Here is a 26,252-nt window from a genome sequence, read left to right on the forward strand (position 1 = left end):
CGATGGTCTCAAACGGAGACCTCCCGCAGGTCGCACCCCCGGGTTTCCCCGGGCACGCGGCCCTGGCGGGTGTCTCTAGTTCCCGCCTAGGACACTCTGCACCGGCCGGATGCTGTTAATCCTCAAGTTTGGCGCAGGATTGGCGCAAGAAAGCACCAAACCTCTCTTGACCGCTGAAATGTTAGCGTTCACAATTTGCGGCAAGGCATCCCCACGCCCCCGCAGCAACGATGGTGCGTAACTCCCGCTGCGGTCCGAAAACTAGGAGGCAGCAGTGTTTAAGAAGACTCTCGTGACGGCCCTGGCCGTTTCCGCCCTCGCCCTTTCCGCCTGCGGCGCATCGGACAGCGGATCCGGTACCGATGACGGCATCACCATGGGCTTCGCTCAGGTGGGGGCGGAAAGCGGCTGGCGTACTGCCAACACCAAATCTATCCAGGAAGCCGCAGAGACCGCCGGCGTTGATCTGAAATTCTCCGATGCCCAGCAAAAGCAGGAGAACCAAATTAAAGCCATACGCTCCTATATCCAGCAAAAGGTGGATGTCATCGCCTTCTCGCCGGTGGTCGAATCGGGGTGGGACACGGTGTTGAAGGAAGCCAGGGACGCGGACATTCCGGTGATCCTGACCGACCGGGCTGTCGATTCCGCAGACACCTCCCTCTACCAAACATTCCTCGGTTCAGACTTTGTGGAAGAGGGGAAGAAAGCCGGGGACTGGCTGGTCCAGGATTCGGCTGCGGCGGAGGGGCCGGTGAACATCGTGGAGCTGCAGGGGACCACGGGAGCGGCCCCGGCCATCGACCGCAAGGAAGGATTCGAAGCGGCCATCACCGCCGACCCCGACCTCACGATTGTGCAGTCCCAGACCGGCGACTTTACGCGCAGCGGCGGAAAGCAGGTCATGGAGGCGTTCCTCAAGAACACACCTGACATCGACGTCGTCTATGCCCACAACGACGACATGGGCCTTGGCGCCATCGAAGCGATCGAAGCAGCAGGAAAAGTACCCGGAGTGGACATCAAGATCATCACAGTGGACGCGGTGAAGGACGGAATGACTGCCCTTTCGGAGGGAAAGATCAACTACATCGTGGAGTGCAATCCGCTGTTGGGTGAGCAGTTAATGGAGCTGGCGGAGAAGGTTGTGGCCGGTGAGGAAGTGCCCGCGCGGGTCGTGACGGAGGAGACGGCATTCACGCCCGAACAGGCCAAGGAAGTCCTCGCCACCCGCGAATACTAGGGCATGTAAACCGGGGTGCGGCGGGCCGGCCCCGCCGCACCCCCGTACAGAAAAGACGCAAACATGACCGAGATCCTTCCAGTGGTGGAGATGCACGGAATTTCCATTGAGTTCCCCGGGGTAAAAGCCCTGGACAGCGTGGACTTCAGGCTCTTTCCCGGCGAGGTGCATGCCCTCATGGGGGAAAACGGCGCAGGAAAATCAACACTCATCAAGGCACTGACCGGCGTCTATCCCATTGACAGGGGCACGATCACCGTCCTGGGCGCAAGCCACGTATTCACCACCCCTGCGGAAGCACAAAATGCCGGAATCAGCACCGTCTACCAGGAAGTGAATCTCTGCCCCAACCTGTCGGTGGGAGAAAACATCCTCCTGGGAAGAGAACCGCGGAGGCTCGGGGGCATCCACTGGAAAGAAGTCCGCAGAAGGGCCCGCGAGGTCCTCGAGCAGCTCCAGCTGGGACACATTGACCCCGGCTCCATCCTCTCCGGCCACTCCATCGCCCTCCAGCAACTGATTGCCATCGCCCGGTCCGTCCAGATTGACGCGAGGGTTCTCATCCTGGACGAGCCCACGTCCAGCCTGGATGCAGACGAGGTGCAGCAGCTGTTTTCCGTGATCCGCACGCTTCGGAGCAGGGGTGTGGCCATCCTGTTCGTTTCGCATTTCCTGGAACAGGTCTATGAGATTTCCGACCGTATGACCGTCCTCCGCAATGGAAAACTTGTCGGGGAATACCTGACCCGGGACCTGCCGCGCATGGACCTCATTGCCAAGATGATCGGCAAGGATCTGGAAGTCCTTGACGAGCTCGACCGGGCCGAAGCGGTTCGCCAGCCTGAACAGGCAGCCTTGACTCCGTTTCTTCAGGTGGAGGATTTCGGCCGGAAGGGGTCGGTCGGCAATATCAACTTTGCCATCGAGCCTGGGCAGATCCTTGGGCTTGCCGGCTTGCTGGGATCAGGACGCACGGAAACTGCACGGCTTCTTTTCGGCGCCGACCGGGCGGATCGGGGGACCTTGCTGCTGGACGGCGTCCGCCGCACCCTGCGTAGTCCGCGGGCGGCCATCAGCCGGGGGATCGGGTTCTCTTCGGAGAACCGCAAGGAGGAAGGACTGGTCAGTGACCTCTCGGTTCAAGACAACCTTGTGCTGGCGATGCAGGCGAGCAAGGGATGGCTGCGGAAGATCCCGCGCCATATCCAGGATCAGCTCACGGCGAAGTTTATCGAAGCCCTGGATATCCGTCCCGCGAACAAAGAGGCCCTGGTGCGGAACCTCAGCGGCGGGAACCAGCAAAAAGTGCTGCTTGCCCGGTGGCTGATCACTCAACCGAAGCTGCTGATCCTGGACGAGCCGACGCGCGGCATCGATATTGGAGCGAAAACACAGATCCAGGTCCTCATCAGCAGCCTCGCTGCCGAGGGCATGGCCATCATCTTTATTTCCGCCGAGCTGGAGGAGGTCCTTCGCCTCAGCGACCATATTGCGGTTCTCCGGGACCGTGAGATGGTGGCGGCCCTGCCCAACCACGGAGCCACCATGGAAGACGTCATGACAATCATTGCAGGGGTCAGAGCATGAACGCCGTCTTCCGGCACCGCCTCACCTGGCCGGCCCTTGCCCTACTCCTGCTGCTGCTTCTGAACCAGGTGTTCCGGGCTGATTTTCTCTCCGTCCGGGTTCAGGACGGCCACCTGTACGGGAGCCTGATCGATATTCTCCGCAACGGAGCACCCACCATCCTGATCGCGCTGGGCATGACGCTGGTCATCGCGTCGCGGGGGATTGACCTTTCCGTGGGCGCCATCGCCGCCATTGCAGGCGCTGTCTCGTGTACGTATATCTACAACTCGCCCGATCCCGGCTCGGTTGAAACGGCAATGACAGGGGTGGTCATTGCTGTGGGTGCCGGCCTCGCCTTGGGGGCCTGGAACGGCTTCCTGGTGTCCGTGATCGGAATTCAGCCGATCATTGCCACACTGGTCCTCATGACAGCGGGGCGCGGACTGGCTCAGCTCATCACCGACGGTCAGATCATTTCCGTTTCCAATGAGCCCTACCGCGCTATCGGTGCCGGGTTCTTTCTGACCCTCCCCATTTCGATCCTCATCGCGGCCGCCGCCTTTGCAGCAGCCGGGCTGCTTACCCGGCGGACCGCCCTGGGGACTCTCATTGAAGCCGTGGGGGTCAACCCGGTGGCCAGCCGCCTGGCCGGCCTCAACGCCCGAAGCCTTACCTGGACCGTGTACATTTTCAGCGGCTTTTGCGCCGCTGTGGCCGGGTTGATGATCAGTTCCAATGTCACGGCGGCCGACGCCAACAATGCGGCACTTTTTATTGAAATGGATGCGATTCTTGCGGTCGTTATCGGAGGCACGTCACTGGCCGGCGGTCGTTACAGCCTGGTGGGAACACTCATTGGCGCCCTGATTATCCAAACGCTTACGACAACTGTTTACACCTTGGGAATTCCGCCCGAGGTGACGCTGGTCTTCAAGGCGCTGGTCGTCATCATTGTCTGCCTGCTGCAATCGCCCAAAGCGCGGACACTGCTCCGGCAGCGCAAACGCCCCGCTGCCAAAACCCGCGAAACGAGGGTAGCCGTCTGATGTCAGTCCTCACCAGCCCCCAGGTGCCAGCAACGCGTAACCGAGTCAGCCGTCTGCAGGGAAAGGCGAAGTATGCTCCGACCCTGGCCACGATCGGATTATTCCTGGCCATGTTCGCCGCAGGCGCCGTCATGTACCCGGGATTCCTCTCCGGGCAGGTATTCCTTAATCTCCTGATCGACAACACTTTCCTCATCGTGCTGGCGGTTGGGATGACCTTCGTCATCCTGACCGGTGGTATCGACCTGTCCGTCGGGTCCGTCGTCGCCCTGTCCATGATGATCGCCGCCGCACTCCTGCAGGTGGGCTGGAATCCCTTCGCGGTCATTGCCGTCGTCCTGCTGACGGGTGCCGTTTTCGGGCTGCTCATGGGCCTGGTGATCCAGGTTTTCGAAATCCAGCCCTTCATTGTCACTCTTGCCGGGCTCTTCCTCGCCAGGGGCCTCTGCTACGTCATCAGCCTCAACTCGATCACCGTCACGGATCCGTTTTTCACGTCAATGGCGCAGGCCCGTATCCGGCTGCCGGGCGACCTGTTTGTCTCGCCCGGCGTTATCATCGCCCTGCTCGTCGTCGCAGCCGCGGTGTACATGCTGCACAGGACGCGCTTCGGCAGGACCGTTTACGCGGTTGGCGGGGGAGAAGCCTCTGCCGTGCTGATGGGACTGGCGGTTCCCCGGACCAAAGTACTCGTGTACACCATCAGCGGCGTCTGCTCGGCAATCGCCGGAGTCCTGTTCTCCTTCTACAGCCTGTCGGGCTACAGCCTGGCAGCCCAGGGGATGGAACTGGACGCCATCGCGGCAGTGGTGGTGGGCGGAACGCTCCTGAGTGGAGGCTACGGGTACGTCATCGGGTCCCTGGCCGGTGTCCTTGTCCTCGGCGTCGTGCAGACTTTCATCTCCTACGAGGGAACACTGAGCTCCTGGTGGACCCGCATTGCCATCGGGGTTCTGCTGCTGGTCTTTATCCTGCTGCAGAAGCTCTTCTCCCGGAAAGTGAAGCTCACCTAGCGCATGCCGCCGGCCGCAGCGCATGCCGGCTTCCGACCGCAGGGCCGGGTTAGTATGTCGTTCCGCGTCATAAGTAGCGCATGCGGCCATCCGGTGCCAGCATGTGGGGATGTCCTCGAACCCCGCCACCACGGCTCCCACAGGTCCCCGCACCGCCGAGGAGCGCAGCGCCCGCGTCGCCGTCACCGTCTTTCCCCTGCTGATCCTTGCCGGGGGAGCAGCGGCCCTGTTTTTCCCGGAGCCGTTCACCGCTGCGGGACTGTCCACCTATATCAACCCCGGCCTGATGCTGATCATGTTCGGCATGGGCCTGACCCTGACGATGCCGGACTTCGCCTTGGTTATCCGGCAGCCGCTGCCGGTGCTGCTCGGCGTCGTCGCGCAGTACATGATCATGCCGTTGATCGGCGTCGCCGTGGCCTGGGCCCTGCAGCTAAGCCCCGAACTGGCCGCCGGCGTGATTCTCGTGGGCTGCGCGCCGGGCGGAACGGCCTCCAACGTGGTCACCTACCTGGCACGGGGAAACCTGGCGCTCTCCGTTGCGATGACCTCGGTGTCCACCCTGCTTGCGCCCATCTTCACACCGCTGCTCGCACTGTGGCTGGCCAACCGCTACATGTCCGTCGACGCCGGCTCCATGGCGATGTCCATTGTCCAGATTGTGCTGATTCCCGTAGTACTGGGGCTGGTGATCCGCTACCTGATTCCGAAACTGGTGGACCGGGTGCTGCCGGTGCTGCCGTGGGTTTCGGTTATTGCGATCACCTTTGTGGTTATTGCCGTGGTGTCCGGAAGCGCGGAGGCCATCTTCACTGCCGGCTGGCTGATCCTGCTGGCCGTGGTGCTGCACAACGGTCTGGGCCTGGGCCTGGGATACGGCGCGGCCAAACTCTTCCGGCAGCCTATTCCTGCGCGGCGCACCATGGCGATTGAAGTCGGCATGCAAAACTCGGGTCTGGCCGCCGGTTTGGCGCGGGACTATTTCACTCCGGAGGCGGCCCTGCCCGCCGCAGTGTTCTCGGTGTGGCACAACGTCTCCGGCGCCCTGATGGCAGCCTTTTGGCGCCGCCGGCCCACGAACTAGCATCGGCAGGCCAAGACAGGTCTTGTTTTGGGAGCAGGGGAAAGGGATGTCATGCGGAACGTGTACGTTGTCGCCCATACCGAAGCGACCCACCACGTCGAGCAAATTGTTGGGGGCTGGTATGACTCCGCGCTGACAGCCAAGGGCGTCAGCGACGCCGGGCGGGTCGCCTCGGCGCTGGGCGCACTGATACCCGGCGGGAGGCCCGCTTCGCTCACCAGTTCGGATCTGCTGCGGACCCGCCAGACGGCAGGACCCATTGCCGAACGGCTGGGGGTGGAAGTGCTCACGGATCCGGATCTGCGTGAGCAGTCCTACGGAGCCGCCGAGGGGACGCCGGTCGGATCCACGCCGTATGTTCCGCCGCCTGTTGTCAGGGACCGGATGCACCACCGTGACGGAAATGAGGGGTCGGAGACGAGGTATGAGTGGGCGGCACGTTCCTATGCGGCCCTGCACAGGGTTCTTGCACGCGGGCCGGAGGATGCAGTGGTTGTCACCCACGGCGGTACGGCAACCTATCTCATTGCGGCCTGGATCGGGCTTCCCCTCGAAGCAGCCGGCTACGTGAAGTTCGCCGTTTCCCCCGGCGGAATCACTCATCTGCGGGAGGACGACTTCTTCCATGACCGGCAGGTAGCGGCCCTGAACATGGTGGATCATCTGGCTCCGGTAGCGCAGCCCCTCGTACACGGGCTGCCGGGATGAGGGCCGCCGATTTCTGCATCGGCATTGTTCCGGAGGCTTATTCCGCGCTGTGAAGCCGCCCCGCTCGCGTACCGGACATTTCATGGGTTCAGGACCCTTTCGTGGGTGATGGTTCTTTTCAGGGAGGGGTGGCCCGGCTTGGGTACGGGAGCGTCGGTTCGCGCTGGTTTCGGTGGCGGGTTTCGGCCCGCAGTCCGAGGTAGGTGCCGGTGATGATGAGTGCGGCGCCGAGGAGCCCCAGGAGGGCGAGGGTGTCCTGTCCGAGGGTGAGTCCGATGAGGACGACCCAGATGGGTTCGGTGCCCATGAGGAGGCTGGCTCGTGAAGCAGAGGTCTGCTGGATGGCCCAGGTTTGGACGAGGAAAGCGAAGACGCTGCAGGCCAGGCCCAGGTAGAGGACGCCGAGCCACTGTGCCGGGTTGAAGGTTCTGATGGCGGTAAGGACGCCGGCATGGTCCGCGGCGGTGTAGACGACGGCGCAAACGGCGCTTTGCACCAGAGTCAGAGTCAGCGGGCTGTAGTTCCGTCCCCGGGTAAGGCTGGAGACGGCGGTGACGTGGATTGCACGGACGATCGCGGCGGCGAGCATCAGAGTGTCGCCGGGAGTCGGGGTAGCGAGCCCGTCCTCGGAAACGAGCAGACACACACCGACGACGGCGATCACTCCGGCGCCCAGCACCATGCGCGGTAGCCTCACCCGGAAGGCGATGCTCTCGGCGACCGGGGTGAAAACGACGACGAGACTGATGATCAAGCCGGCATTCGTGGCACTGGTGCCGGCGATCCCGTGAGTTTCCAGAATCAGTACGGCCGCCTGGGTGAGGCCGAGTACGACGCCGACGGCACTCTCACGCAGTCCCACCTTGCGCCGGTTCCATATGAGCGCGATGACGACCAGCGCAGCGGTGGTGATGAGGAACCGCAGGGAAAGAATTACGGTGACGCCGACCGTGTCGGTGAGAATTTTCGCTGCCAGGTAGCTGCTGCCCCACACCACGGCGACCAGCAGGAGAAGGACATCGACGCGTCGTGCAACGAGTCCGGAGAGGAAATGACCGTGACAGCCCTGTCGTAAACGCCGGGAGAAGGAGTTCGGTGAGGTTAGGGGTGAAAGGAATGATGGCACTTTTCGAGTGTGGCCGGTCCTTATCAATTAGACGAGAGGGCAGTTGCTGAACTGAGGGTTTAGCATTCACTTATGGATGTACATCAATTGCGGCTGCTCAGGGAATTGGGCGAACGCGGGAGTCTGGCTGCCGTGGCACGGGCATTCCATGTTTCACCGTCTGCTGTGTCCCAGCAGCTCACCGCGTTGCAGCGCCGGGTCGAGGTTCCCCTGACAGAACGCCGAGGTAGAAACCTGGTCCTCACCGGTGCCGGGCAGGCATTGGCCGAAGCGGCCGTCCAGATCAGCGTCGCCATGAGCTCCGCGGAGCAGGCCGTGAGCCGGTACGTGCAGGACCCCACCGCGACAGTGAAGATCTGCGCATTCAACAGCGCGGCCCTGACCTACTTCGGCCCACTTCTGGGCGACCTTGCCGGCGAGGGGAATCCACGCCTTGTGTGTCACGACCGGGACGTAGGGCAAGATGCCTTTCCCGCCCTCGCAGCTGACTATGACCTGGTGATCGCTCACCGCCTCGAGCACAGCGCGCCCTGGCCGTCGTCCCTGACTGTGCTGCCCCTGGTGCGTGAACCCTTGGATGTTGCCATGTCGGATCAGCATCCTCTGGCCGGTCAGTCCACCGTCGGTGTCGGGGAGCTTATCGCTGAGGAATGGGTGTCTGTTCAGGATGGATTTCCATTGGTATCAGCTCTGCACAGCATCGCCGTGCACGCAGGGAAACCCCTGAACATCACGCATCGGATCAACGAGTTCTTCGTTGCCGCAGCGATTATCGCGAACAGTTCCGCCGTCGCGCTCATGCCCCGCTACACCGCAGCACCCCAACCCGGCAGCGGCATAGTCCTCAAACCACTCCGCGATGTACACCTCAGCAGACACGTCAACATCCTCTGCCGCCCCGAAAGCCTGCACCGGACAGCCGTTCAAAACGTCGTCAGGGCTCTCCGGAACCTCGCCGCATCCACTCACTCGGACGGCAAAGACGCAGAAGGAGCCGTCTGAATCTAAACGCTGGGTCACCTAGACCTGGCAGGAATCACCGCGGGCAGGGGCTTAAGCGTAGGCACAAGCAGAAAGGGCGGCGGCCTCAACCGGCGACGGCGGATTCACGGCATAACTGCGCGGAGCGGACGCTGCTCCCGGCGGTTAGCCCCTGCGGACGGCGGCGGGTACCGTCCGCGCATCCGGGCCGCTAGGGTGATGCTTCCGAGCCCATCGAGGAAAGCGGACAGCCGTGGTTTCCAAGACGATTGTGATTACCGGCGCGAGTGACGGGATTGGGGCGGCCGCGGCCCGGCAGCTGGCCGGGGACGGCCACCAGGTGCTCGTGGTGGGCCGCTCACCGGAACGAACCGCCGCCGTGGCAGCAGAGACCGGCGGACACTACATCCTCGCCGACTTCGCAGATCTGAACAGCGTCCGGAATCTCGCCTCGGAAATCCTGCAGCGGTTCCCCCGCATAGACGTGCTGGCCAACAACGCCGGCGCCGTCTTCGGCAGGGAGCGGCAGGTGACCGGCGACGGGCATGAGATGACCTTCCAGGTGAACTACCTCGCACCGTTCCTGCTGACGCGGCTGCTCACCGACCGGCTGCTGGAATCCAGGGGAACGGTGATCAACACCTCCAGTTCCGCGAACCTGATGGCGCGGGTGGACCTGGAGGATCTGGAACAGCAGAAAAACTACCGGCCCTTCCGTGCCTACGCGTCCACCAAACTTGAACAGATCCTGTTCACAGAGGAGTTTGACCGCCGCTACCGCTCGCACGGAGCAACCTCCACGGCCTTCCACCCCGGTTTAGTGGGCTCCAGCTTCCTCAACGGGCAGGGTGCCCTGCTGCGCGCCGTCTTCCGTTCGCCACTGCGGCGGGTGGTCCCGACGCCGGAGACTGGCGCCCGCACGCTCGTTTACCTCGCCGAGGGAACTCCCGGAGAAGACTACGAAACAGGCAGGTATTACCGGCGCAACAAGGTGGCCCGCGCCAACCGCCAGGCCAGTAACGGGGTCCTCGCACTGCAGCTGTGGAGGCGGAGTGTGGCCATGCTGGATCGCTGACCGCACTTCGGATGTCAGCGTCCCTAGCTGGAAGCCAGCCGCCGGGCGGAATTTTCGTCCAGGATCAGATCCGTCACCAGTCCGGCACGCAGCGCTCCCAGGAGACTGGTGGTTTTGGCTTCTCCGGCAACCACGCAGATTCGCCGCGGCACCTGGCGGAGCACGTCCAGGTCCGGGCCGGTGCTGCGGTCGTTGAGCCGGATGCCGTCCCAGGTGCCGTCCGCCCGGTAGAACATGGTCGCGACGTCACCCACGACTTCTTCGGCCAGCAGGTCGTCCAGATCCTCATCGTCCAGGTAAGCCCCGTTGTAGACGTGGCTGGGGATGCCGGCCTCCATGGAACCTACACCGAAGATGGCGGTGTTCATCCGTGCCTGCAGGTCAAGGACGCGCTTGACCGGCCGTTCCCGCCACATCGCCTCCTTGGTCTCCGTATGGTCGAAAAAGGCCGGCACGGGAAACTGCACCACGCGCGCACCGTACGCGTGGCCGAACCGCTGCAGGATTTCGCTGGCGTAGGTGATGCCGGAGGTCCGGAAGTTGCCGGCCCCGTTCATCTGCACAATTGTGCTGTCATGCGTGTTCTTCACGGAGAGGTGCTGGCTGACCGCGGTCAGCGTGGAACCCCATGCGACACCGACGATTGCGTCGGAATCGATCAGGGGATTGATGAGGTGGGCAGCCTGCACGGCCACGCGCTGCAGGATCTGGGCGGGGGATACTCCCTCGGCCACGGGAACCACCTTGGCATGGATGCCGAAACGGGTGCTGATCTCCCTTTCCAGGGCAGGTGCCCGGTCGGCGGCGCTCTTGATCCTGATCTCCACCAGCCCGCTGCTGCGCGCATGCGACAGCAGCCGTGAGACCGTGGAGCGGGAGATCCGCAGTTCCCGGGCAATGGCTTCCATGGTCAGGTTCTGCAGGTAGTACATCTGCGCGGCCCGAAGCGCGTCCCTGGTCCGGGTTTCAGATTCTGCCCGGACGGTACCTTCACCGGGTTGCTTCCCGGGCCGCGAACTGACACCAATGTTCACTTTTGCTCCGCCGAAACCGCTGTGTTGGTCATGCATCCATTATGCCAGCGTGCACGTTTGTGCATCCGCTCGATCCGCGGGGCTCCCGGCTTCGAACATTGAGGGATATGGCAAAGCCGCCACAGAAGCGTTTGGAGATAGTCGTGGACAATTCCGTGAACCCCAATAAGGGAAAAACCGCCGCCCGCCCGGTGGTTCAGCAGCTGAAGGACCGCCCCCGGGCCTCGGTGCTGATCGTTGGCGGCGGCATTAACGGCGTCGGTACCTTCCGGGACCTGTCGCTGCAGGGCGTGGACGTTGTCCTCGTCGAGCGTGGAGATTACTGCCAGGGGGCATCCGGTGCCTCCTCCCACATGATCCACGGCGGCATCCGCTACCTGGAAAACGGCGAGTTCCGCCTGGTGCACGAGTCCGTCGTCGAGCGCAACGCGCTGCTCCGCCTCGCACCGCACTACGTGAAGCCGCTGCAGACCACCATCCCGATCACCAGCACCTTCGCCGGCATCACGGCTGCGCCCATGCGCTTCCTGACGCACAAGCAGGGCAAGCCGAACGAGCGCGGCGCCCTGCTCATCAAGGCCGGCCTGATGATGTACGACTTCTTCTCCCGCGGCGGCCGCGTTGCCCCGAAGCACAACTTTGTGGGCAAGAAGAAGTCCCTGCAGGAACTGCCCAAGCTGCGTCCTGACGTAAAGTACACCGCCACCTACTTCGACGCTTCCGTCCACAACCCGGAGCGCCTGACCCTGGATGTGCTGCGCGACGGCCTCGAGGCCAACCCGCAGTCCCGCGCCAGCAACTACGTTTCGGCCGTGGGCACCACCGACGCCGGGACGATGCTGCGCGACGAGCTGACCGGCGAAGAATTCGTGTTCGACGCCGACGTCGTCATCAACGCCACCGGCGCCTGGGTTGACGAGACCAACGATTCCTTCGGTAAGCGCACCTCCTTCATGGGCGGCACCAAGGGTTCGCACATCGTCCTGGACCACCCGGAGCTGCTTGAGGCCTGCGCCGGCCGCGAGCTGTTCTTCGAGCACACCGACGGCCGCATCGTCCTCATCTACCCGATGGGCGACCGCGTGCTGGTGGGCACCACCGACATCGACGCCGACATCAACGAGGCCTCGGTCTGCACCGACGACGAGATCGAGTACTTCTTCGAACTCGTTGCCCACGTGTTCCCGACCATCGACGTACGCCGCGACCACATCGTGTACACGTTCTCCGGCGTTCGCCCGCTGCCCAAGCATGACGACACCTCGCCCGGCTTCGTTTCCCGCGACTACCGCATCGAGAAGCGCGTGGATAGCCGCGGCGGCAAGAATGTCACCACGCTGTCCCTGGTGGGCGGCAAGTGGACCACGTTCCGTGCCCTCTCCGAGACGCTGGCCTCCGACGCGATGACGGCTTTGGGCATGCCCCGGAAGACGACGACGTCGGAGCTTCAGATCGGCGGCGGCAAGGACTTCCCGCGCACCGAGGCCGAGGAACGCCTCTGGGTCAACCGCACCGCCAACGAGGTTGCCGACCGCGACCGCGTCCGCGTGCTGCTGACCCGCTACGGCACCCGCGCCACCGATGTGCTGGAGTTCCTGGCCCAGGGTGGAGACCAGCTGCTGGCCTCCACCAACGAGATCAGCACCCGTGAACTGACCTACATGGTGGAAAACGAGCAGATCACCCGTCTGGCCGACGTCCTGATCCGCCGCACCTCGCTGGCCTTCCGCGGTCTGGTCACGGAGGCCATGCTCAACGAAATGGCTGAACTGCTCGCTCCGCAGCTTGGCTGGGACGAGGCGGAAACCCGCCGCCAGGTCGAGTCCGCACGCGACCTGCTGGTCACCATGCACGGCATGAAGATCGCCGCTGCGGTCTAGCAGGGAGCTTCCGGGTACCGGCCGCGCCGGCCGGTACCTATAAGGAAACAGTGGAAGTGGGCGGGCACCGGGAACGGTGGCCGCCCACTTCTGTTTTTGGTGTTAGCGCGTACCCGTCGTGAACGGCAGCACCAGCCGGGACGGATGGGCGGCGTCGCGGTAGATCTTGTGCGTGACGGGCCGGCCGACCGGAAGGTGGAAGGCATCGGGCGGCAGCAGCGCGTTGTGCTCGTCTGCCAGCGGCTCGGCGTTGGACAGTTCCACGGTCAGCCGGTGTCCCGGCCGGAACGTGTTGGCGAACGGATACAGGCGCACCACGTACTCCTCAATCCGGCCCGGCTCCACTGGAATGGCACGGGTGTGCGGGTGCACGGGACTGCCTTCCGTGCTCCGTTCGTCGTCGAGCTCGCGGTGCGAGGCCTTGAGATAGCCGCTGGTGATGAGCTGCCGCTTACCGGTGGGGGCGTAGTCCCACAGGCGCAGGATGAAGTTCGTGTCCGGCTGGTCGATCTCGGCGAAAAGGTGCGCCGCGCCGGAACCGATCAGCTCGGTGTCCTCCTCAAACACGTCAGTGCTCCAGGAGAGGACCTCCACCTTGTCCGTCACCGTGAGCGGAGCCTGGTAGAAGCCGTCCGGAGCAGCATGCCGGACGCCCATCCGCTCAGGGTCGGCGCTGAGTTTGCCGCGCGGACGCAGATACAGCGGCTGGTACTCGACCTCTTTCGGCGGCCAGGTCTCGCCGGTGACGTGCTGCCGCGAACCTTCCACAAACACACTGACGGCGGGCTCGTCCATCACGCCGTTGTCGATGCCCTTGATCCAGTAGTCGTACCACCGGAACATCTTGTCGTGCTCTTCGATGAACGGCCGCGACTGCATGGGCGGGTAGGGCCCGATGTCGAGCTTCCGCGGACCCTTGAGGGAGTCGAACAGTTCAATCGTGCCGTCCATTGTCCAGCCGCGGCCCTGGTCGATCTGCAGATACACCGGGATGTTGATGTTCGGCGCCAGCGTGATCGGGTTGCGCTCCTCGTACCAGTCGCCGTCGAGCTCGTTCATGACGATGTCGAACCAGGCCTCATGGTTCTTCGGATAGTTCAGCACGTGCACCAGGTTCGGCCAGGCGGCGACGTCGGGATCCGCCAGGCGCTTGGCCACCAGCTCCTGCAGTTCACCGGGGGAGTACTTCTCGATCATCCGCGACTTGACGTTGTCCGTGAAGGCCCAGCCGGAGTCCCCGCCGCGGCCCTCGCGGGCGGCCCGCGGCATGAACCACATGACGCCGCCGTGGTAGGTGGTTTCGTAGAAGTCATAGTGACCGCCGCTGACAAAGATGGCCTTCAGGTGCGGCGGACGCTCCGCGGCGGCCAGGACCTGCATGGAGCCGAAGTAGGAGATGCCCACCATGCCGACGTTGCCGTCGCACCAGGGCTGGGCGGCCACCCATTCAATGAAGTCGTAGGCGTCCTCGCCCAGGGAAACCCCGCCGGCGTTGTAGTTGCCGATGTGTTCGCCGCCGGAGTGCCCCGAACCGCGCAGGTCGCCGATGACGTGGACGTAGTCCTCCTCCACGATGCGGGCGATGTCGCCCGCTTCGATGCACCCGTCCCACATCGGGCTGGGCCTGCGCTGCGCAGGCATGGTGAGCGCAAGCGCCTGCAGTTCCTTGCCGTAGGGACTCAGTGCGACGAGCGCGGGCCGCGGCTTCTCATCCGGCGCCGAGTAGGCATCGGCGGCGAGCTCGACGCCGTCCCGCATCGGAACCCGGAGGTCCTTGCGGACCGCGATCGGTGAGCCGCCGGCGTCGGTTGTCTGGTAACTGGCCATCTTCGGGAAAGCTCCTTGCATCAGGACAAAAGGTTCAACTGGGTGCGGTAGCCGTCCAGCGTGGTGAAAAACGGTGACGGCTCGAGTGTGGGGTCCGAGGTGTAGCCGAGGTCGGCGGCCACCCGGGAGAACGGAAAGTAGACGGAGTCCGCGTCTTCCGGGGCGTCCTGCAGTCCGGCGTCGGCCATGCTGCTGCGGATGCGTGCCTCAAGGTCCAGGCTTTCCTGCAGCGCCCGCCGGGCCTGCGCTTGGTCCAGTTCGACGCCGTTGGGCTCGCCGTCCGCGCCGCGGTAGGGGTGGCCCAGGTACAGGCGCCGCGGCCGGACCTCATCGTGCAGGTATTCAAGGCTGGCCCGGTAGGCGTCCGGATCCGTATAGCCGGGGAAGCGGTTGGCTGCTCCGTGGATCTGCACGGCATCACCGGTGAAAACCGCGCCCTGCCCGTCGAGCACATAGGCCACGGATCCCGGCGTGTGGCCGGGAACGTGGTGAACGGAGACGGTCACGTTCCCGCCGAGGGAGAGGGTTTCCCCGCCCTGCAGCAGCACTGCCGGTTCCATCTCGCCGGAGATCACGGCCTGCGCCGTCCTCGCCTGTTCTTCGGCTCCGCCCGGATCCTTGAGGTAGCGGCTGCGGCCGTTCACATAGTCCTCGACGTGTGCCTGCCGGGAACGCAGCAGGGGTGCGTCCGCGGCGTGAATGACCACCTTCGCTTTGCCTCCGGTGAGCTCCCACAAGGCTTTGGCGCCGCCGAGGTGGTCAATGTGGCCGTGTGTCAGCAGGACCCAACGGACCTCCTCAATGCTTCGTCCGAGCGCTTCGAGGGCCGGGATCAGGCCCTCCGCCGGGGAGGACGCAATTCCGGTGTCCACGATTGCCGGCTCCGGTGCGTCAATGAAGTAGCTGTACAGGCCGAACCGTCCCCAGGGTGAGAACAGCGGATGAACGGCGGCACCGGTCATGAGGCGCGGTCCTCCCAGGCGGGGGCGGTGCCGGCCAGGAACTCTCCCGTTTCCCGGAAGGCCTGATAGAACTCCGGAAGCCAGGAGAAGTTGGCCGCGAATCCGTGGTTTGCCCCTGCGTAGCGGCTCACCCTAGTCTCCACGCCTGCTTCCTGCAGGCGTTTCCCGTACAGCTCACCCTCGTCGCGCAGCGGATCGTGTTCGGCGGTGATGACCAGGGCCGGCGGCAGGCCGGTCAGGTCTTCGCGCTTGATGGGGGAGACCAGCGGATCCGCCGGATCCGCTCCGCTGTTGAGGTAGAACGCGTTGAAGGGTGCCAGCCCGGCGGTTTCCAGGCCGTAGCCCTCGGCGTTCTCCCGCAGGGAGGGATAGCGGTCGACGTCGAAGTCCAGGTCCAGCGACGGGTAGAAGAGGATCTGGTGCGTGACGGCGTCGGACCCGTCATCGTGCGCCATGGCCGCGACCGCCGCAGCGTAGGTCCCGCCGGAGCTGTCACCGACAACGGCGAGGGCGGAGCCGTTCCACGCCAGTTCGCTGCCGTGCTCGGCCGCCCAGCGGACCACGCCGTAGCAGTCTGAAAGGCCGGCCGGGAAGGCAGCCTCAGGCGCGAGCCGGTAGCCCACGGAGATGACCTTGTGGCCGGTCTCCCTGGCCAGGGAACGTGCCACGTGGTCGTGGGTGTCGAGGCTGCCCAGGAAGAACGCGCCGCCGTGGAAATAGACGATCACGCCGTAGGACTCCGCCTCTGCCGGGGTGTAAATCCGCACCGGTACCTCGCCCGCCGATGTGGAAACGGCGGTGTCCTCCACCGTGTGCAGCGGAAGCCGCTCCTCGAGCGGGGGAACCTGTGCAGCCTCGCCCGCACGCATGGCCTGCGGGTCGAGCGGGGAGCCGTCGGGGGCAGGAATAGTGCTGAGAATCTTGGCAATTTCGGGGTGAATCGTCATGGCATGTCCTTGCGGTGTTGCTGGGTTGCTGCGGGCGCGGGTACTGGCCGGCTAGTTGGCCGGGGTTTGCTCGGGGAAGGCATTTTCTGCAGATTCCGGCGTCCAGCCCTGGCGGGAGAGCCGCTGCAGTTCGTCGGTGACCGGCTTGCGGGTGGCCTGGAAGAGAGCCAGGGCCTCGGGGACGGAGCCGGCCTCCATCAGGGCGTCGGCGAGTGCGCCGGCATCCTGGATGGCGGAGTTGGCGCCCTGGCCCTGGTGGTGCAGCATGGCGTGCGCCGAGTCGCCCAGCAGAGTGACGGAATCTGTATGCCACAGGTTCAGAGGCTCGATGTCGTACACCGAACGGCTGGTCACCTTGCTGATGTCCAGCGTGCGGGCAACGTTCACCACCCGCTCGTCGAAGCCCTCAAGGAGCGAGACGAGGTAATCATTGGTGATGACCGGCGCCCAGGTGTCGTCCTCGGAACGGGCAGTGATGTCGTAAGAGACTTCGTTGCGGTGCCGCAGCGGCAGGTTGTAGGCGACCGTGCCGTTCTGGGCGACAAAGAAACGGGGGTTGTCATCGGTGACCAGGTCAAAGGCGTCGTCCATGGAGATCACGGTGCGGTACGCATGCTCGCCGGCGAAGACCGGAGCCTTGTCGCTGAACAGCTGCTGGCGGACCAAGGAGCGGATGCCGTCGGCGCCGATGACCAGGTCCGCGGTGACGGTTTCGCCGTTCTCAAAGGTGAGCGTCGACGTCGTGCCCTCATCCGCAATGCCGGTGAGCTTGTAGCCCACGTGCACCATTTCGGCCGGAAGGGCGCCGAAGAGCGCTTCGATGAAGTCGCCGCGGTGAATGATGCGCGTGTGGTTTGTCTGGGCATACCCGTGCAGCATCGGCCATTCCTCCTGGACGATTACATGTCCGCCGTCGGCGGTAATAATCTCAAGGTGCTCGCTCGGCGAGCTGACGGCCGCGACTGCGTCGAAGATGCCCCACTGGCGGAAGAGTTCAACGGTGGTCGGGCGCAGGCCGATGCCGGCACCGACCTGGCCGAAGGCCGGCGCCTGCTCATAGACATGGACGTTTTCCGCGCCGATGCTCTTCAGGGCAATGGCTGCGGCGGCTCCGCCGTATCCGCCGCCGATGATGGCGATGTGCAGGTCCTTGAATTCGGAAATCTTCATGGCTTTCGCTTTCTGTATGCGGCGCGTCGCTGCGCCGTGGACAAATGGGTGTGGTCTCGACCGGTCAGACGGAGAGGGACAGGAAGGCGGCAGGATTTTCGACGAAGATGCGCTGGATCTGTGCGTCATCAATGCCGCTGCGCTGCAGGTCCGGGATCAGGGTTTCGAAAATGTAGTTCACCGTGTGGCCTTTGACGCCGGGCCAGCCCAGCGGACTGCAGTTGGCGTCCGCGGAGACGAGAAGCTGGTCGAGGAAGCCCTTTTCCACCAGGGACAGGAAGTGATCCAGGCGTTCCTTGCGGGGACGGGCCCAGAACGGCGGGTCCGGAAGCTCGGTTTCGTAGCCGAAGGTGTCAAAGCCGATGCGGCCGCCCTGGCCCATGATCCACTCGCTGGGGGTGTTCGCGGCGTTCAGCCCGTCGTCGGCATGCCCGAAAAGCACGCGGTCCAGCGGCAGCCCTTCCTCGGCGAAGATGTCGATGGCCGGCTGCGGATCAATGGCGAGGTGGGTGAGCACCGGCGCTCCGGTGACCACGGCGGCGCGCGCCGCCGCCCGGTAAATGCGTTTGTCCAGATCCGTCATCCGCCCGCCGCGGCTCACACCAACCTTGATGACGCCGGCTTTGCTGCCGGTGTTTCCGATGCCCACGGTGATTTCGGAGATAAAGACCCGTGCCAGATATTCCACGCCGGCCCGGGAGAAATGCGGCAGCGCGGTGTCTCCGCCCACAAAGCCCGTGCAGGCCACAATGTTCACGCCGGTTTTCCTGGACAGGGACTTGTAGTAGTCGATGTCGCGACCGTTGCAGATGCCGGTGGCGTCCACGAAGGTACCGCCGCCGTTCTCATGGAACCGGCGCAGCTTGGGCACCGTCTCCTCGTAGGCCTGCTCGGGCGTTTTCCACCACTGGGAGTCCAGTTCGCTGCCCGGCATCCCGTAGCCGATGTGCTCGTGGACGGCCACGAGGCCCAGTTCTTCGGCCGGGATGGTTCCCAGCACTGTGTTTACCTTCGACAACTGCTTCACCTCAAAAAGTAGAAAAGAATCCGGATCATTCGGCGCGGGCTCAGCGCACCGAGAGCAGGTCCCGGGGGTTGTCCACGAGAATGCGCCGGGCGTCCTCATCGGCTAGGCCCAGGGACGCCAGGAACGGCATGAACGTGGACAGGACGTGGCTGTACGGCAGGTCGTAGGGCGGGACGCCCTTGGCCACGCCGACCGCATTGCCGGACAGCAGGATCCGGTCCGCATAGCAGGCCGCGACCAGTTCGAGCACCAGGGCTGCGCGTTCGCGATCGGTCAGGTAGGCGCCGTCGTCGTTCAGGCCCACGTGGTCCAGGACGACGTAGGCGCCGCGGCGGGCCACCTCGACGGCGGCACCGGCTGCGTCACGGCGGTCCAGCCCGCCAACCATCACGCGGTTCGCCGGCAGCTGTTCGCTCAGCACGATGCCCAGATCGTGGGCGGCGTCGGCGCCGAACCGGATGGACACCGGGATGCCGGTGGCGGCAGCGGTGCGCGCCGCACCGCGGAACAGGCTCTCCTCCGTCGCCGTCATGCCGTTCCGGTCCGCCACACTGGCCACCAGACCGGCCGCCGCGCGGCGTTCGACGCGCGGAACCACCATGCCTTCGGTTACCTCTTTCGTGAACAGAGCGGCGAACTTCTCGGCCGGCCACGGGGTTGGCGGGTTCGTCTGCGGAGTCAGGAAATATCCGCCGAGCATTTCCTCGGGACCCATTCCCGTGGAGGCGATGATGTTTACCCCGGTGGTGCGGGAGAGCGCCTCGTAGAGCTTGAGGTCACGCCCGTGGAACATTCCGGTGCTGTCCACGATGGTCTTCCCGCCGTGGGCACGGAAATCCTTGAGCTTGGCCGCCAGGATCTCGAAAATCTCCGCCCGGTCCAAGGTGATGTCAGGGGCGTGCTCAGCGCCGGGAAGCACCGAGAGCAAAGCCTCGTGAACCGCGACCACGCCCAATTCGTCAGCCGGCACGGGTCCCAGGACGGTGTTGACTGTGGCGGTTTTCTGTGCGGCGTTGGGCGTCATTCCGGCAACGCCTGTGTCTGCGGGGTGGCTCACTGGCCCCTCCTTTTTTTGGAGCTCGATACTGCGGAGGCGGGGCTTGATGAGACTGCCGTCACTTCCGATGAAGTGCCAAGCATCACAGATTTCTTTACACGATGTCAAAGCAACTTACATTGTGTTGGGTATCCGGGCTGGCGGTCGGTCAGCTTGAGCCTGCTAACGGCCCTGACCCGCTGCGGGCCAGGACCGGCGGTGCACGGCGCCCTGTTAAGGTTGAGTCATGCCGTCGCTGAGAGAAGCCCAGAAGCAACTGACGCGCGACACGATTGTCGAGCGGGCGCTGGAGCTCTTCACCAGCAAGGGATATGCCGCCACCACCATCGATGAGATCGCCGCGGCGGCCGGCACCACCCGGGTGACGTTCTACGCCTACTACCCTTCGCGCAGGGACCTGATGAAGGATTTCATGGCGCGCGTGAATGCCGTCCTGGACCGCAGCAGCGAACCCGGGCGGCCGTCTACGGCTGCCGAGCTGGTCGACGTCGTACGGTCCGGAGAGCTGGCCGGCATCCTCGCCTGGATCGAATCCCGCGCTGAACTGTGGCCCGTGTTCCGCCCCTATCTGGATGTACTGAGCGATGCCGCCGCGGTGGATGCTGACGTCCGTTCCATGCTCGAGGCGTGGAACGAGGAGGTCATTTCGGACATGGTCCGGGGCATGGAGCTGGCTGGACGCTTCCCCGCGGAGACCCGGCATCTTCGCGGAACCCTCGCCTACAAGCAGCTGGACTACGTGGCCACGCTGTGGACCCGCCGGCGGATGGAGCCGAACCGGGAGCATGCCGTCGAGGTCCTGGCGGACAGCTGGCACCACCTGCTGTGCGGCGCCGACGGCGGAGTCTTGCCTTAGTGCACCTAGGCCAGCGCCCGGAACGGCGGCCACAGGCCGTCCAGCTGCACGCCGGCGTCGTCCTCGGAAATGCCGAGGGCGAGTGAGATCTCAGTCAGCAGGGGCTTGCGCGCCTGCCGGAGCATGTCCCGTTCCGCCTGGGAGAGCCCGGCTGCGGCATTCCTGAGCATCAGATTGCGGACCACTGCGGCGATCACCAGCGGATCGCCGGTGGCCAGTCTCTCGGTGTTGTCCTTAAACCGTCTGGACCACTGGGTATCCTCCTGCTCGGCGGGTGCCTTGAGGACCTGAAAAAGGGCCTCCAGGCCGGCGGGATCCAGCACCGGCCGCAGGCCGACGCGTTCCACCTGGTCCACAGGCACCCAGACCATCAGGTGCGAGGCCTGAACCTCCAGGACAACGCATTCCTTCTGCAGGCGGGGGTGTATCTGAAACGAGTCGACGACGGCGGGGCCATGGTGGGGATGGACCAGGATCTGGCCCTTGGAAAGTGGCAATGTGCTACCTCCGACCACACGATATCCGCAGGACGGTTCGGACCGAACGGTCATCATCTGCGGGTTTTGGTGAATCTCCATTTTACTCCGCCGGGCCCAGCGGTCACCGGTACGGAGCCCCTGAGCGCCGGGAGCAGCAGGAAAAAGTGCCGTCCGGCCCGGAGTGCAAGCCGGCAGGGCCCACTCCGCGCCCGGTTCCACGTGACCGCTTAGAGATCCATCAGGTATTGGCGGCACGCATACACGCGCTTGTACCGGCTGCGAACAGCAGCCTCGTTTTCGATGGACGAGTGCAGGAACGCTCCCTGCAGCGCAGACATGTCCGGAGGAGTTTCATAGCCATCGCGTGGATCATCAGGGTCCAGATAAACATGCAGATACCGGTAGTTTTCCCGGAAACCGGCCTGCTGGTACCAGCGGTTGGCGCTGACGGTTTCACGAGTCCAGGCGTCGAGGGTTTTCACTTCCTCCGGCATCCGGGCCAGGGCGTGCTGCAGGAGGGCTGAAGCCACGCCCAGACGGCGGCCGGAGGGATGGACAGCTATCGAATCGATGGTGGCTGCGGTGCCGGTGATTTCCACGTCAAGTAATCCGACAATCTGTCCGCCGTCCTCGGCGACAAACGCCAAATGCGGGTTGGGGAACTGCGGCTTGGATGTTTTGACGTCGTCGTAATAATCGCTGTCGAAAAAGCTGAGCAGCCGGCACAAGAGCCACTGTCGCTCATCCGCATCCTGATAATCCCGGATAGTGAACATTGTGAACCCCCGATGTGAAATTGCTCCGCCAGCGTTGGAGCCTACCGGACAGCCCCGGACCTTTCCTGACCCGGGATCGGCCGGCAGTTCCCGGAGCGGTTCGGGGAGCAGGACGTGTCACCGGACACTTAATGGTTGATAACAGGCAACTAGTTTATATAGTTGATAAAAGTCAACTACCAGCAGGAGCCAGATGTCCCCGGAAAAGCGTCCCGTACACCCCAAGCCAAAGAAGGAACGGAAGTCCAAGGCGCCCAAGCCGACGGCCTCGCCTGACAGCAGCATGACCCATAAACAGGTGCTGGAATCACTCTCCGGCCTGCTGCTCGGCATGTTCGTTTCCATCCTGGCCGGCACCGTGGTCTCCACCTCGCTGCCGCTGATCATCTCGGACCTGGACGGCAACCAGTCCGCCTACACCTGGGTTGTCACCGGCACCCTGCTGGCCACCACGGTGTCCACCCCGCTGTGGGGCAAGTTTGCCGACCTCTTCAACCGCAAGCTGCTCATTCAGCTGGCCCTGGGCATCTTTGTGCTCGGGTCGGCACTGGCCGGCTTCTCGCAGGACACCGGCACGCTCATTGTCTTCCGCGTGCTCCAGGGCCTGGGCGCCGGCGGACTGGCCGCGCTGAGCCAGATCATCATGGCGGACATCATCAGCCCGCGTGACCGCGGCAAGTACGCCGGACTGTTCGGTGCCGTGATGGCCGTGGGGACCGTCGGCGGGCCGCTGCTGGGCGGCGTCGTCACCGATGCCTTCGGCTGGCGCTGGAACTTCTTCATTGCCCTTCCGGTTGCCATCGCGGCGATCATCCTGCTGCAGCTCACGCTGCACCTGCCCAAGCACCCCAAGCGCAAGGTTCACATTGACTACCTCGGCGCTGTCCTGATTGCCGGCGGCGTCTCGCTGCTGATGATCTGGGTGACCCTGGCGGGCAACCAGTTCGGGTGGGCCTCGCTGGCTTCGTTCCTGATGGTCGCGGGCTCCGCCGTGCTGCTGATCGCCGCTGTACTGGTGGAGTTCAAGTCGCCGGAGCCGATCATTCCGCTCTCGATGTTCAAGAACAAGACCTTCACGCTCTCCGTCATCGCCAGCATTGCCGTCGGCGTGTCCATGTTCGGCACCTCGGTGTTCCTGGCGCAGTACATGCAGCTGGCCCGCGGCGCCACACCCACCGAATCCGGCCTGCTCACCATTCCGATGATGGCCGGCCTGCTGATTTCCTCGACCTACTTTGGCCGCGTCATCAGCCGCACCGGCAAGTGGAAGGCAGTCATGATTTCCGGCGCCGTCCTCACCGTGCTCGGCTCCGTCCTGCTGGGCACGCTTGCCTACGACACCAACCTCGTGCTCGTGGGCATCTACATGGCCGTTCTCGGCGCCGGCCTCGGCATGCTGATGCAGAACCTGGTGCTCGTGGTCCAGAACTCCATCGAGGTGAAAAACCTCGGCGTGGCCACCAGCGCCGTGACCTTCTTCCGCAGCCTCGGCGGCACCGTGGGCGTTTCCGTGCTGGGGTCCGTCCTGGGAACCATCGTGGCGCAGGAGATCAAGACCGGCATCACCGGGCTGGCTCCGGCTGATCAGGCCGCTGCGGCCGCCGCCCTGGGCAGCGGAAACATCCCGCAGATTTCGACGCTGCCGGACGCCGTCGCCGTCGTGGTGGAAAGCGCCTACGGCATAGGCGTGGGCTCGGTCTTCCTGTACAGCGTCCCGCTGGCCGTTGTCACCCTGCTGGCTGTCATTTTCCTGCCCAACGCTCCGCTGGGACGCCAGAACGCCGTCCAGCTGAAAAATGCCGCAGCCAAGTCGGCAGCTGCTTCGGCACCCGCTGCCCCCGGTACGGGATCCGCTGCCGGCGCGGGGAAGGCCGGAGCGCCGTCGGCCGCCGGCTCCACCGATGCTGACGACGACGCCCGCCGGAAAGAGGAGCGCACAGCCGCGGACCTCACCCTGGCGGATGTGTCCACCGGTGCGGTGGGCCTGGTGGCTCCGCTGTCCCCGGTTGAAACGCGGGGAACGGACCCGGGTCACCGGCCGTGACAGCCGACCCCGGCACCCGGAGTGGAAATGTGCCGAACGATGACCGCTCCGATGCCATCAGCGAGTTGGAAGAGACGCTCCGAAAGCTGACCGACACTGTTCGTGCCACCATGCGCGACGCCGCCAAGGGGGTCGATCCGGCACTGTCCCCGTTCGGGCTGAAGATCCTGCAGCTGCTCAAACGCGCCGGGGCCACGCACTCCGGCGTCGTGGCAGAAGCACTAATGGTGGACAAGAGCGTCATCAGCCGCTTCTCCCGGCAGCTGGAAGAACTGGGGCTCATCGAGATCCAGCCCGATCCGAAGGACGGGCGGGCCCGGCTGCTGGCGCTCACGCCGGCCGCCGAGGAGCGGGTGCGGGCCGTCCAAACCGGCATCATGCTGGATCACGACGTCCTGAACTCTTGGTCTGAAACCGAACTCCGCCAGTTTGCCGCCTACCTCGCACGGCTCTACACCCGCAACGGACAGCACCCGCAGGACGGTGCGCCGGAGGACACCGCCGAATAGGTCCGGACATTCGAATAGGTCCGGACATGAAGGTCCGCGGCACGGCCGCCGAACACACGGAAGAAGCCTGATCCCGCCGGGATCTGGCTTCTTTCATTTCGCCCTCCGTTGACGCTTGGCTGCCTGCGTGAACGGGGCAGGCTACTCCGGGCGGTCGCCGGGATCCGTCGAGCTGCCCGGATCCTTCGCAGTGCCGGACCCGTCGGCGGGCCCGTCAGCGGGGCCGGCGTTCCGCGGCTTCCTGCGGCCCTTGCCGGCCAGCATGGAATAGGCCGTGCTGAGCACGAAGATTTCGCTCACGAAACCCAGCGGGCTCGCGGGCAGGGGTGCGAATTGGTGGTAGAGCACCAGGGCGGAAACCGCGAGGATGACCGGGTGGGCCTTCAGGATCCATTCCTGCGGCACTTCCCGCGGCCAGGGGAAGAAGGCCTCGTCGGCAGCGGTGTCGGCTCGGTTTGTCTTCATGCCCTCCATCCTCTCAGAAGTGCGGGGAAGGGGCGGCTCCGGCGGCCTTCGCCTCGTGAATATGACCCGCGGCCGGAGGCAGGTCCGTGAGAGGCTGTCTTTATGGGGAAAAACCCGGCGCTGGCACGCCGTCTCGGCACCGCGGACGCCGTCATCATTGGTCTTGGTTCCATGATTGGTGCCGGTGTGTTCGCCGCCTTCACCCCTGCGGCGGCGGCAGCGGGATCCGGTCTGCTGCTGGGGCTTGCCATTGCCGCAGGCGTGGCCTTCTGCAATGCCACTTCGTCCGCGCAGCTGGCGGCCGCCTACCCCCGCTCCGGCGGTACCTACCTCTACGGCCGGGAGCGGCTGGGTCCGTGGCCCGGCTACCTGGCGGGGTGGGGTTTTGTGGTGGGCAAGACCGCCAGTGCTGCCGCGATGGCCATGACCTTTGCGGCCTACACCGCACCGGCGGGGTGGGAGCGGCCGGTGGCGATCGCGGCCGTCGTCGCGTTGGCGGCAGTGAATTACCACGGCATCACCCGCACGGCCGGACTGGCCCGGATCCTGGTCGGCATCGTCCTGGCAGCACTGGCGGTAGCCGTCGCGGCAACCTGGTCCGGTTCCGGGCCCGAAGCTGCACCGCGCGCCGCCCTCCCGGACGCAGGACTGCTGGAACACGGCTGGTACGGGGTGCTGCAGTCCGCCGGCCTGCTGTTTTTCGCCTTCGCCGGCTACGCCCGCATCGCCACCATGGGGGAGGAAGTGCGCAGCCCGCGCCGGACCATTCCCCGCGCCATCGGAATTTCGCTGGCGATCACCGTCACCGTCTACGCGGCAGTGGGGGTGACACTGCTGGCGGTTCTCGGTCCCGAAGGGGTGGCGGCGACGACGGCGCCCCTGGCTGCCGCGGTCGAGTCCGGGTCCGGATCATGGGCAGCGCCCGTGGTCCGCGCGGGCGCGGCCGCCGCCGCACTCGGTGCCCTGCTGGCCCTGATCGCCGGACTGGGCAGGACCTCGCTGGCCATGGCCCGCGAACGGGACCTGCCGCCCTGGCTCGCGGCGGTGCATCCGCGGTATCAGGTGCCGCACCGGGCCGAAGCCGCACTGGCGGTGCTGATCTGCGCCGTGATCGCAGTGGCGGACCTGCGCGGGGCCATCGCCTTTTCCTCGTTCGGCGTCCTGGTGTATTACCTGGTGGCCAACATTGCTGCCTTCACTCAATCCGGTGCGGACCGGCGCTATCCCAGGGCGTTTCAGGTGCTGGGGGCGCTGGCCTGCGTTGTGCTGGTAGTGACGCTCCCGCCGCCGGCCGTTGTGCTGGGGGTTCTGGTATTCGCGGCAGGGATTCTGGTGCGGATGCTCCGGCTGCGGTTCTCCCGCAACACCTCCTGA

24 protein-coding genes are annotated in these 26,252 nt (G+C 64.8%); 13 read left to right on the plus strand and 11 right to left on the minus strand.

Annotated features, from left to right (window positions below; genetic code table 11):
* Positions 1 to 274: 274 nt before the first annotated feature.
* The 6 genes from M1D40_RS07820 to M1D40_RS07845 all read left to right on the plus strand — a co-directional run bounded on the left by M1D40_RS07820 (position 275) and on the right by M1D40_RS07845 (position 6,663).
* Positions 275 to 1,243 carry an ABC transporter substrate-binding protein gene (locus M1D40_RS07820; protein ID WP_461170773.1) on the plus strand — a complete coding sequence of 323 codons (969 nt, stop codon included), beginning with the start codon at positions 275 to 277 and terminating at the stop codon, positions 1,241 to 1,243.
* A gap of 63 nt (positions 1,244 to 1,306) precedes the next feature.
* Positions 1,307 to 2,830, plus strand: a complete 1,524-nt coding sequence (locus tag M1D40_RS07825; RefSeq protein ID WP_461170774.1) for a sugar ABC transporter ATP-binding protein — start codon at positions 1,307 to 1,309, stop codon at positions 2,828 to 2,830.
* Positions 2,827 to 3,858, plus strand: a complete 1,032-nt coding sequence (locus M1D40_RS07830) for an ABC transporter permease (RefSeq protein WP_341392833.1) — start codon at positions 2,827 to 2,829, stop codon at positions 3,856 to 3,858. Before M1D40_RS07825 ends, M1D40_RS07830 begins: the two co-directional genes overlap by 4 nt.
* Positions 3,858 to 4,871, plus strand: coding sequence for a galactofuranose ABC transporter, permease protein YjfF (yjfF, locus tag M1D40_RS07835; RefSeq protein WP_461170775.1), 1,014 nt, complete (start codon positions 3,858 to 3,860; stop codon positions 4,869 to 4,871). Before M1D40_RS07830 ends, yjfF begins: the two co-directional genes overlap by 1 nt.
* A 109-nt stretch (positions 4,872 to 4,980) precedes the next feature.
* The gene (locus M1D40_RS07840) at positions 4,981 to 5,955 is read left to right on the plus strand and encodes a bile acid:sodium symporter family protein (RefSeq protein ID WP_461170776.1); all 975 of its coding nucleotides are present in this window, start codon (positions 4,981 to 4,983) and stop codon (positions 5,953 to 5,955) included.
* Positions 5,956 to 6,006: 51 nt separating this feature from the next.
* A complete protein-coding gene (locus tag M1D40_RS07845) occupies positions 6,007 to 6,663 on the plus strand; it encodes a histidine phosphatase family protein (RefSeq protein ID WP_461170777.1) in 657 nt (218 codons plus the stop codon).
* A 118-nt stretch (positions 6,664 to 6,781) separates the two neighbouring features.
* On the opposite strand, the gene M1D40_RS07850 is transcribed toward M1D40_RS07845, so the two are convergent.
* The gene (locus tag M1D40_RS07850) at positions 6,782 to 7,660 is read right to left on the minus strand and encodes a DMT family transporter (RefSeq protein ID WP_461170778.1); all 879 of its coding nucleotides are present in this window, start codon (positions 7,658 to 7,660) and stop codon (positions 6,782 to 6,784) included.
* A gap of 201 nt (positions 7,661 to 7,861) precedes the next feature.
* On the opposite strand from M1D40_RS07850, the gene M1D40_RS07855 reads away from it, so the two are divergent.
* Together M1D40_RS07855 and M1D40_RS07860 are read left to right on the plus strand one after the other, a co-directional pair.
* Positions 7,862 to 8,791: a LysR family transcriptional regulator gene (locus tag M1D40_RS07855; RefSeq protein WP_461170779.1), complete on the plus strand. Its 930-nt coding sequence runs from the start codon at positions 7,862 to 7,864 to the stop codon at positions 8,789 to 8,791.
* Between the two features lie 232 nt (positions 8,792 to 9,023).
* Complete coding sequence (locus M1D40_RS07860) at positions 9,024 to 9,845, plus strand: SDR family NAD(P)-dependent oxidoreductase (protein WP_461170780.1); 822 nt, start codon at positions 9,024 to 9,026, stop codon at positions 9,843 to 9,845.
* A 23-nt stretch (positions 9,846 to 9,868) separates the two neighbouring features.
* Here the strand turns inward: M1D40_RS07860 and M1D40_RS07865 are convergent, their stop codons facing one another.
* Positions 9,869 to 10,777 (minus strand): sugar-binding transcriptional regulator, encoded by a 909-nt coding sequence (locus tag M1D40_RS07865; RefSeq protein WP_461171028.1) that lies wholly within the window; start codon positions 10,775 to 10,777, stop codon positions 9,869 to 9,871.
* Positions 10,778 to 10,986: 209 nt separating this feature from the next.
* Between M1D40_RS07865 and M1D40_RS07870 the strand changes: the two genes are divergently transcribed.
* Positions 10,987 to 12,759, plus strand: a complete 1,773-nt coding sequence (locus M1D40_RS07870; RefSeq protein WP_461170781.1) for a glycerol-3-phosphate dehydrogenase/oxidase — start codon at positions 10,987 to 10,989, stop codon at positions 12,757 to 12,759.
* 102 nt (positions 12,760 to 12,861) lie between these two features.
* Here the strand turns inward: M1D40_RS07870 and M1D40_RS07875 are convergent, their stop codons facing one another.
* The 6 genes from M1D40_RS07875 to M1D40_RS07900 all read right to left on the minus strand — a co-directional run bounded on the left by M1D40_RS07875 (position 12,862) and on the right by M1D40_RS07900 (position 19,749).
* Complete coding sequence (locus M1D40_RS07875; protein WP_461170782.1) at positions 12,862 to 14,586, minus strand: CocE/NonD family hydrolase; 1,725 nt, start codon at positions 14,584 to 14,586, stop codon at positions 12,862 to 12,864.
* 20 nt (positions 14,587 to 14,606) lie between these two features.
* The gene (locus M1D40_RS07880) at positions 14,607 to 15,548 is read right to left on the minus strand and encodes an MBL fold metallo-hydrolase (RefSeq protein ID WP_461170783.1); all 942 of its coding nucleotides are present in this window, start codon (positions 15,546 to 15,548) and stop codon (positions 14,607 to 14,609) included.
* Positions 15,545 to 16,495 (minus strand): alpha/beta hydrolase, encoded by a 951-nt coding sequence (locus tag M1D40_RS07885; protein ID WP_461170784.1) that lies wholly within the window; start codon positions 16,493 to 16,495, stop codon positions 15,545 to 15,547. Before M1D40_RS07885 ends, M1D40_RS07880 begins: the two co-directional genes overlap by 4 nt.
* A 51-nt stretch (positions 16,496 to 16,546) precedes the next feature.
* Positions 16,547 to 17,665, minus strand: a complete 1,119-nt coding sequence (locus tag M1D40_RS07890; RefSeq protein ID WP_461170785.1) for an FAD-dependent oxidoreductase — start codon at positions 17,663 to 17,665, stop codon at positions 16,547 to 16,549.
* Positions 17,666 to 17,729: 64 nt separating this feature from the next.
* Positions 17,730 to 18,692 (minus strand): phosphotriesterase family protein, encoded by a 963-nt coding sequence (locus tag M1D40_RS07895; protein ID WP_461170786.1) that lies wholly within the window; start codon positions 18,690 to 18,692, stop codon positions 17,730 to 17,732.
* 40 nt (positions 18,693 to 18,732) lie between these two features.
* Positions 18,733 to 19,749, minus strand: coding sequence for a phosphotriesterase family protein (locus M1D40_RS07900; protein ID WP_461170787.1), 1,017 nt, complete (start codon positions 19,747 to 19,749; stop codon positions 18,733 to 18,735).
* 226 nt (positions 19,750 to 19,975) lie between these two features.
* Here M1D40_RS07900 and M1D40_RS07905 point away from each other — a divergent pair, with 226 nt between their 5' ends.
* Positions 19,976 to 20,605, plus strand: coding sequence for a TetR/AcrR family transcriptional regulator (locus M1D40_RS07905; RefSeq protein ID WP_461170788.1), 630 nt, complete (start codon positions 19,976 to 19,978; stop codon positions 20,603 to 20,605).
* A gap of 5 nt (positions 20,606 to 20,610) precedes the next feature.
* Here the strand turns inward: M1D40_RS07905 and M1D40_RS07910 are convergent, their stop codons facing one another.
* Together M1D40_RS07910 and M1D40_RS07915 are read right to left on the minus strand one after the other, a co-directional pair.
* Positions 20,611 to 21,102, minus strand: a complete 492-nt coding sequence (locus M1D40_RS07910) for a CarD family transcriptional regulator (protein ID WP_461170789.1) — start codon at positions 21,100 to 21,102, stop codon at positions 20,611 to 20,613.
* A gap of 209 nt (positions 21,103 to 21,311) precedes the next feature.
* Positions 21,312 to 21,860, minus strand: coding sequence for a GNAT family N-acetyltransferase (locus M1D40_RS07915; RefSeq protein ID WP_461170790.1), 549 nt, complete (start codon positions 21,858 to 21,860; stop codon positions 21,312 to 21,314).
* A 283-nt stretch (positions 21,861 to 22,143) separates the two neighbouring features.
* On the opposite strand from M1D40_RS07915, the gene M1D40_RS07920 reads away from it, so the two are divergent.
* Positions 22,144 to 23,904 carry an MDR family MFS transporter gene (locus M1D40_RS07920; RefSeq protein ID WP_461171029.1) on the plus strand — a complete coding sequence of 587 codons (1,761 nt, stop codon included), beginning with the start codon at positions 22,144 to 22,146 and terminating at the stop codon, positions 23,902 to 23,904.
* A 29-nt stretch (positions 23,905 to 23,933) separates the two neighbouring features.
* On the plus strand, positions 23,934 to 24,413 hold the full coding sequence (locus M1D40_RS07925) for a MarR family winged helix-turn-helix transcriptional regulator (RefSeq protein WP_461170791.1): 480 nt from the start codon (positions 23,934 to 23,936) through the stop codon (positions 24,411 to 24,413).
* Positions 24,414 to 24,554: 141 nt separating this feature from the next.
* Here the strand turns inward: M1D40_RS07925 and M1D40_RS07930 are convergent, their stop codons facing one another.
* Positions 24,555 to 24,878: a hypothetical protein gene (locus M1D40_RS07930; protein WP_341392843.1), complete on the minus strand. Its 324-nt coding sequence runs from the start codon at positions 24,876 to 24,878 to the stop codon at positions 24,555 to 24,557.
* 102 nt (positions 24,879 to 24,980) lie between these two features.
* Here M1D40_RS07930 and M1D40_RS07935 point away from each other — a divergent pair, with 102 nt between their 5' ends.
* The gene (locus M1D40_RS07935; protein ID WP_461170792.1) at positions 24,981 to 26,252 is read left to right on the plus strand and encodes an APC family permease; all 1,272 of its coding nucleotides are present in this window, start codon (positions 24,981 to 24,983) and stop codon (positions 26,250 to 26,252) included.

This window comes from Arthrobacter sp. Z1-15 (assembly GCF_054792395.1).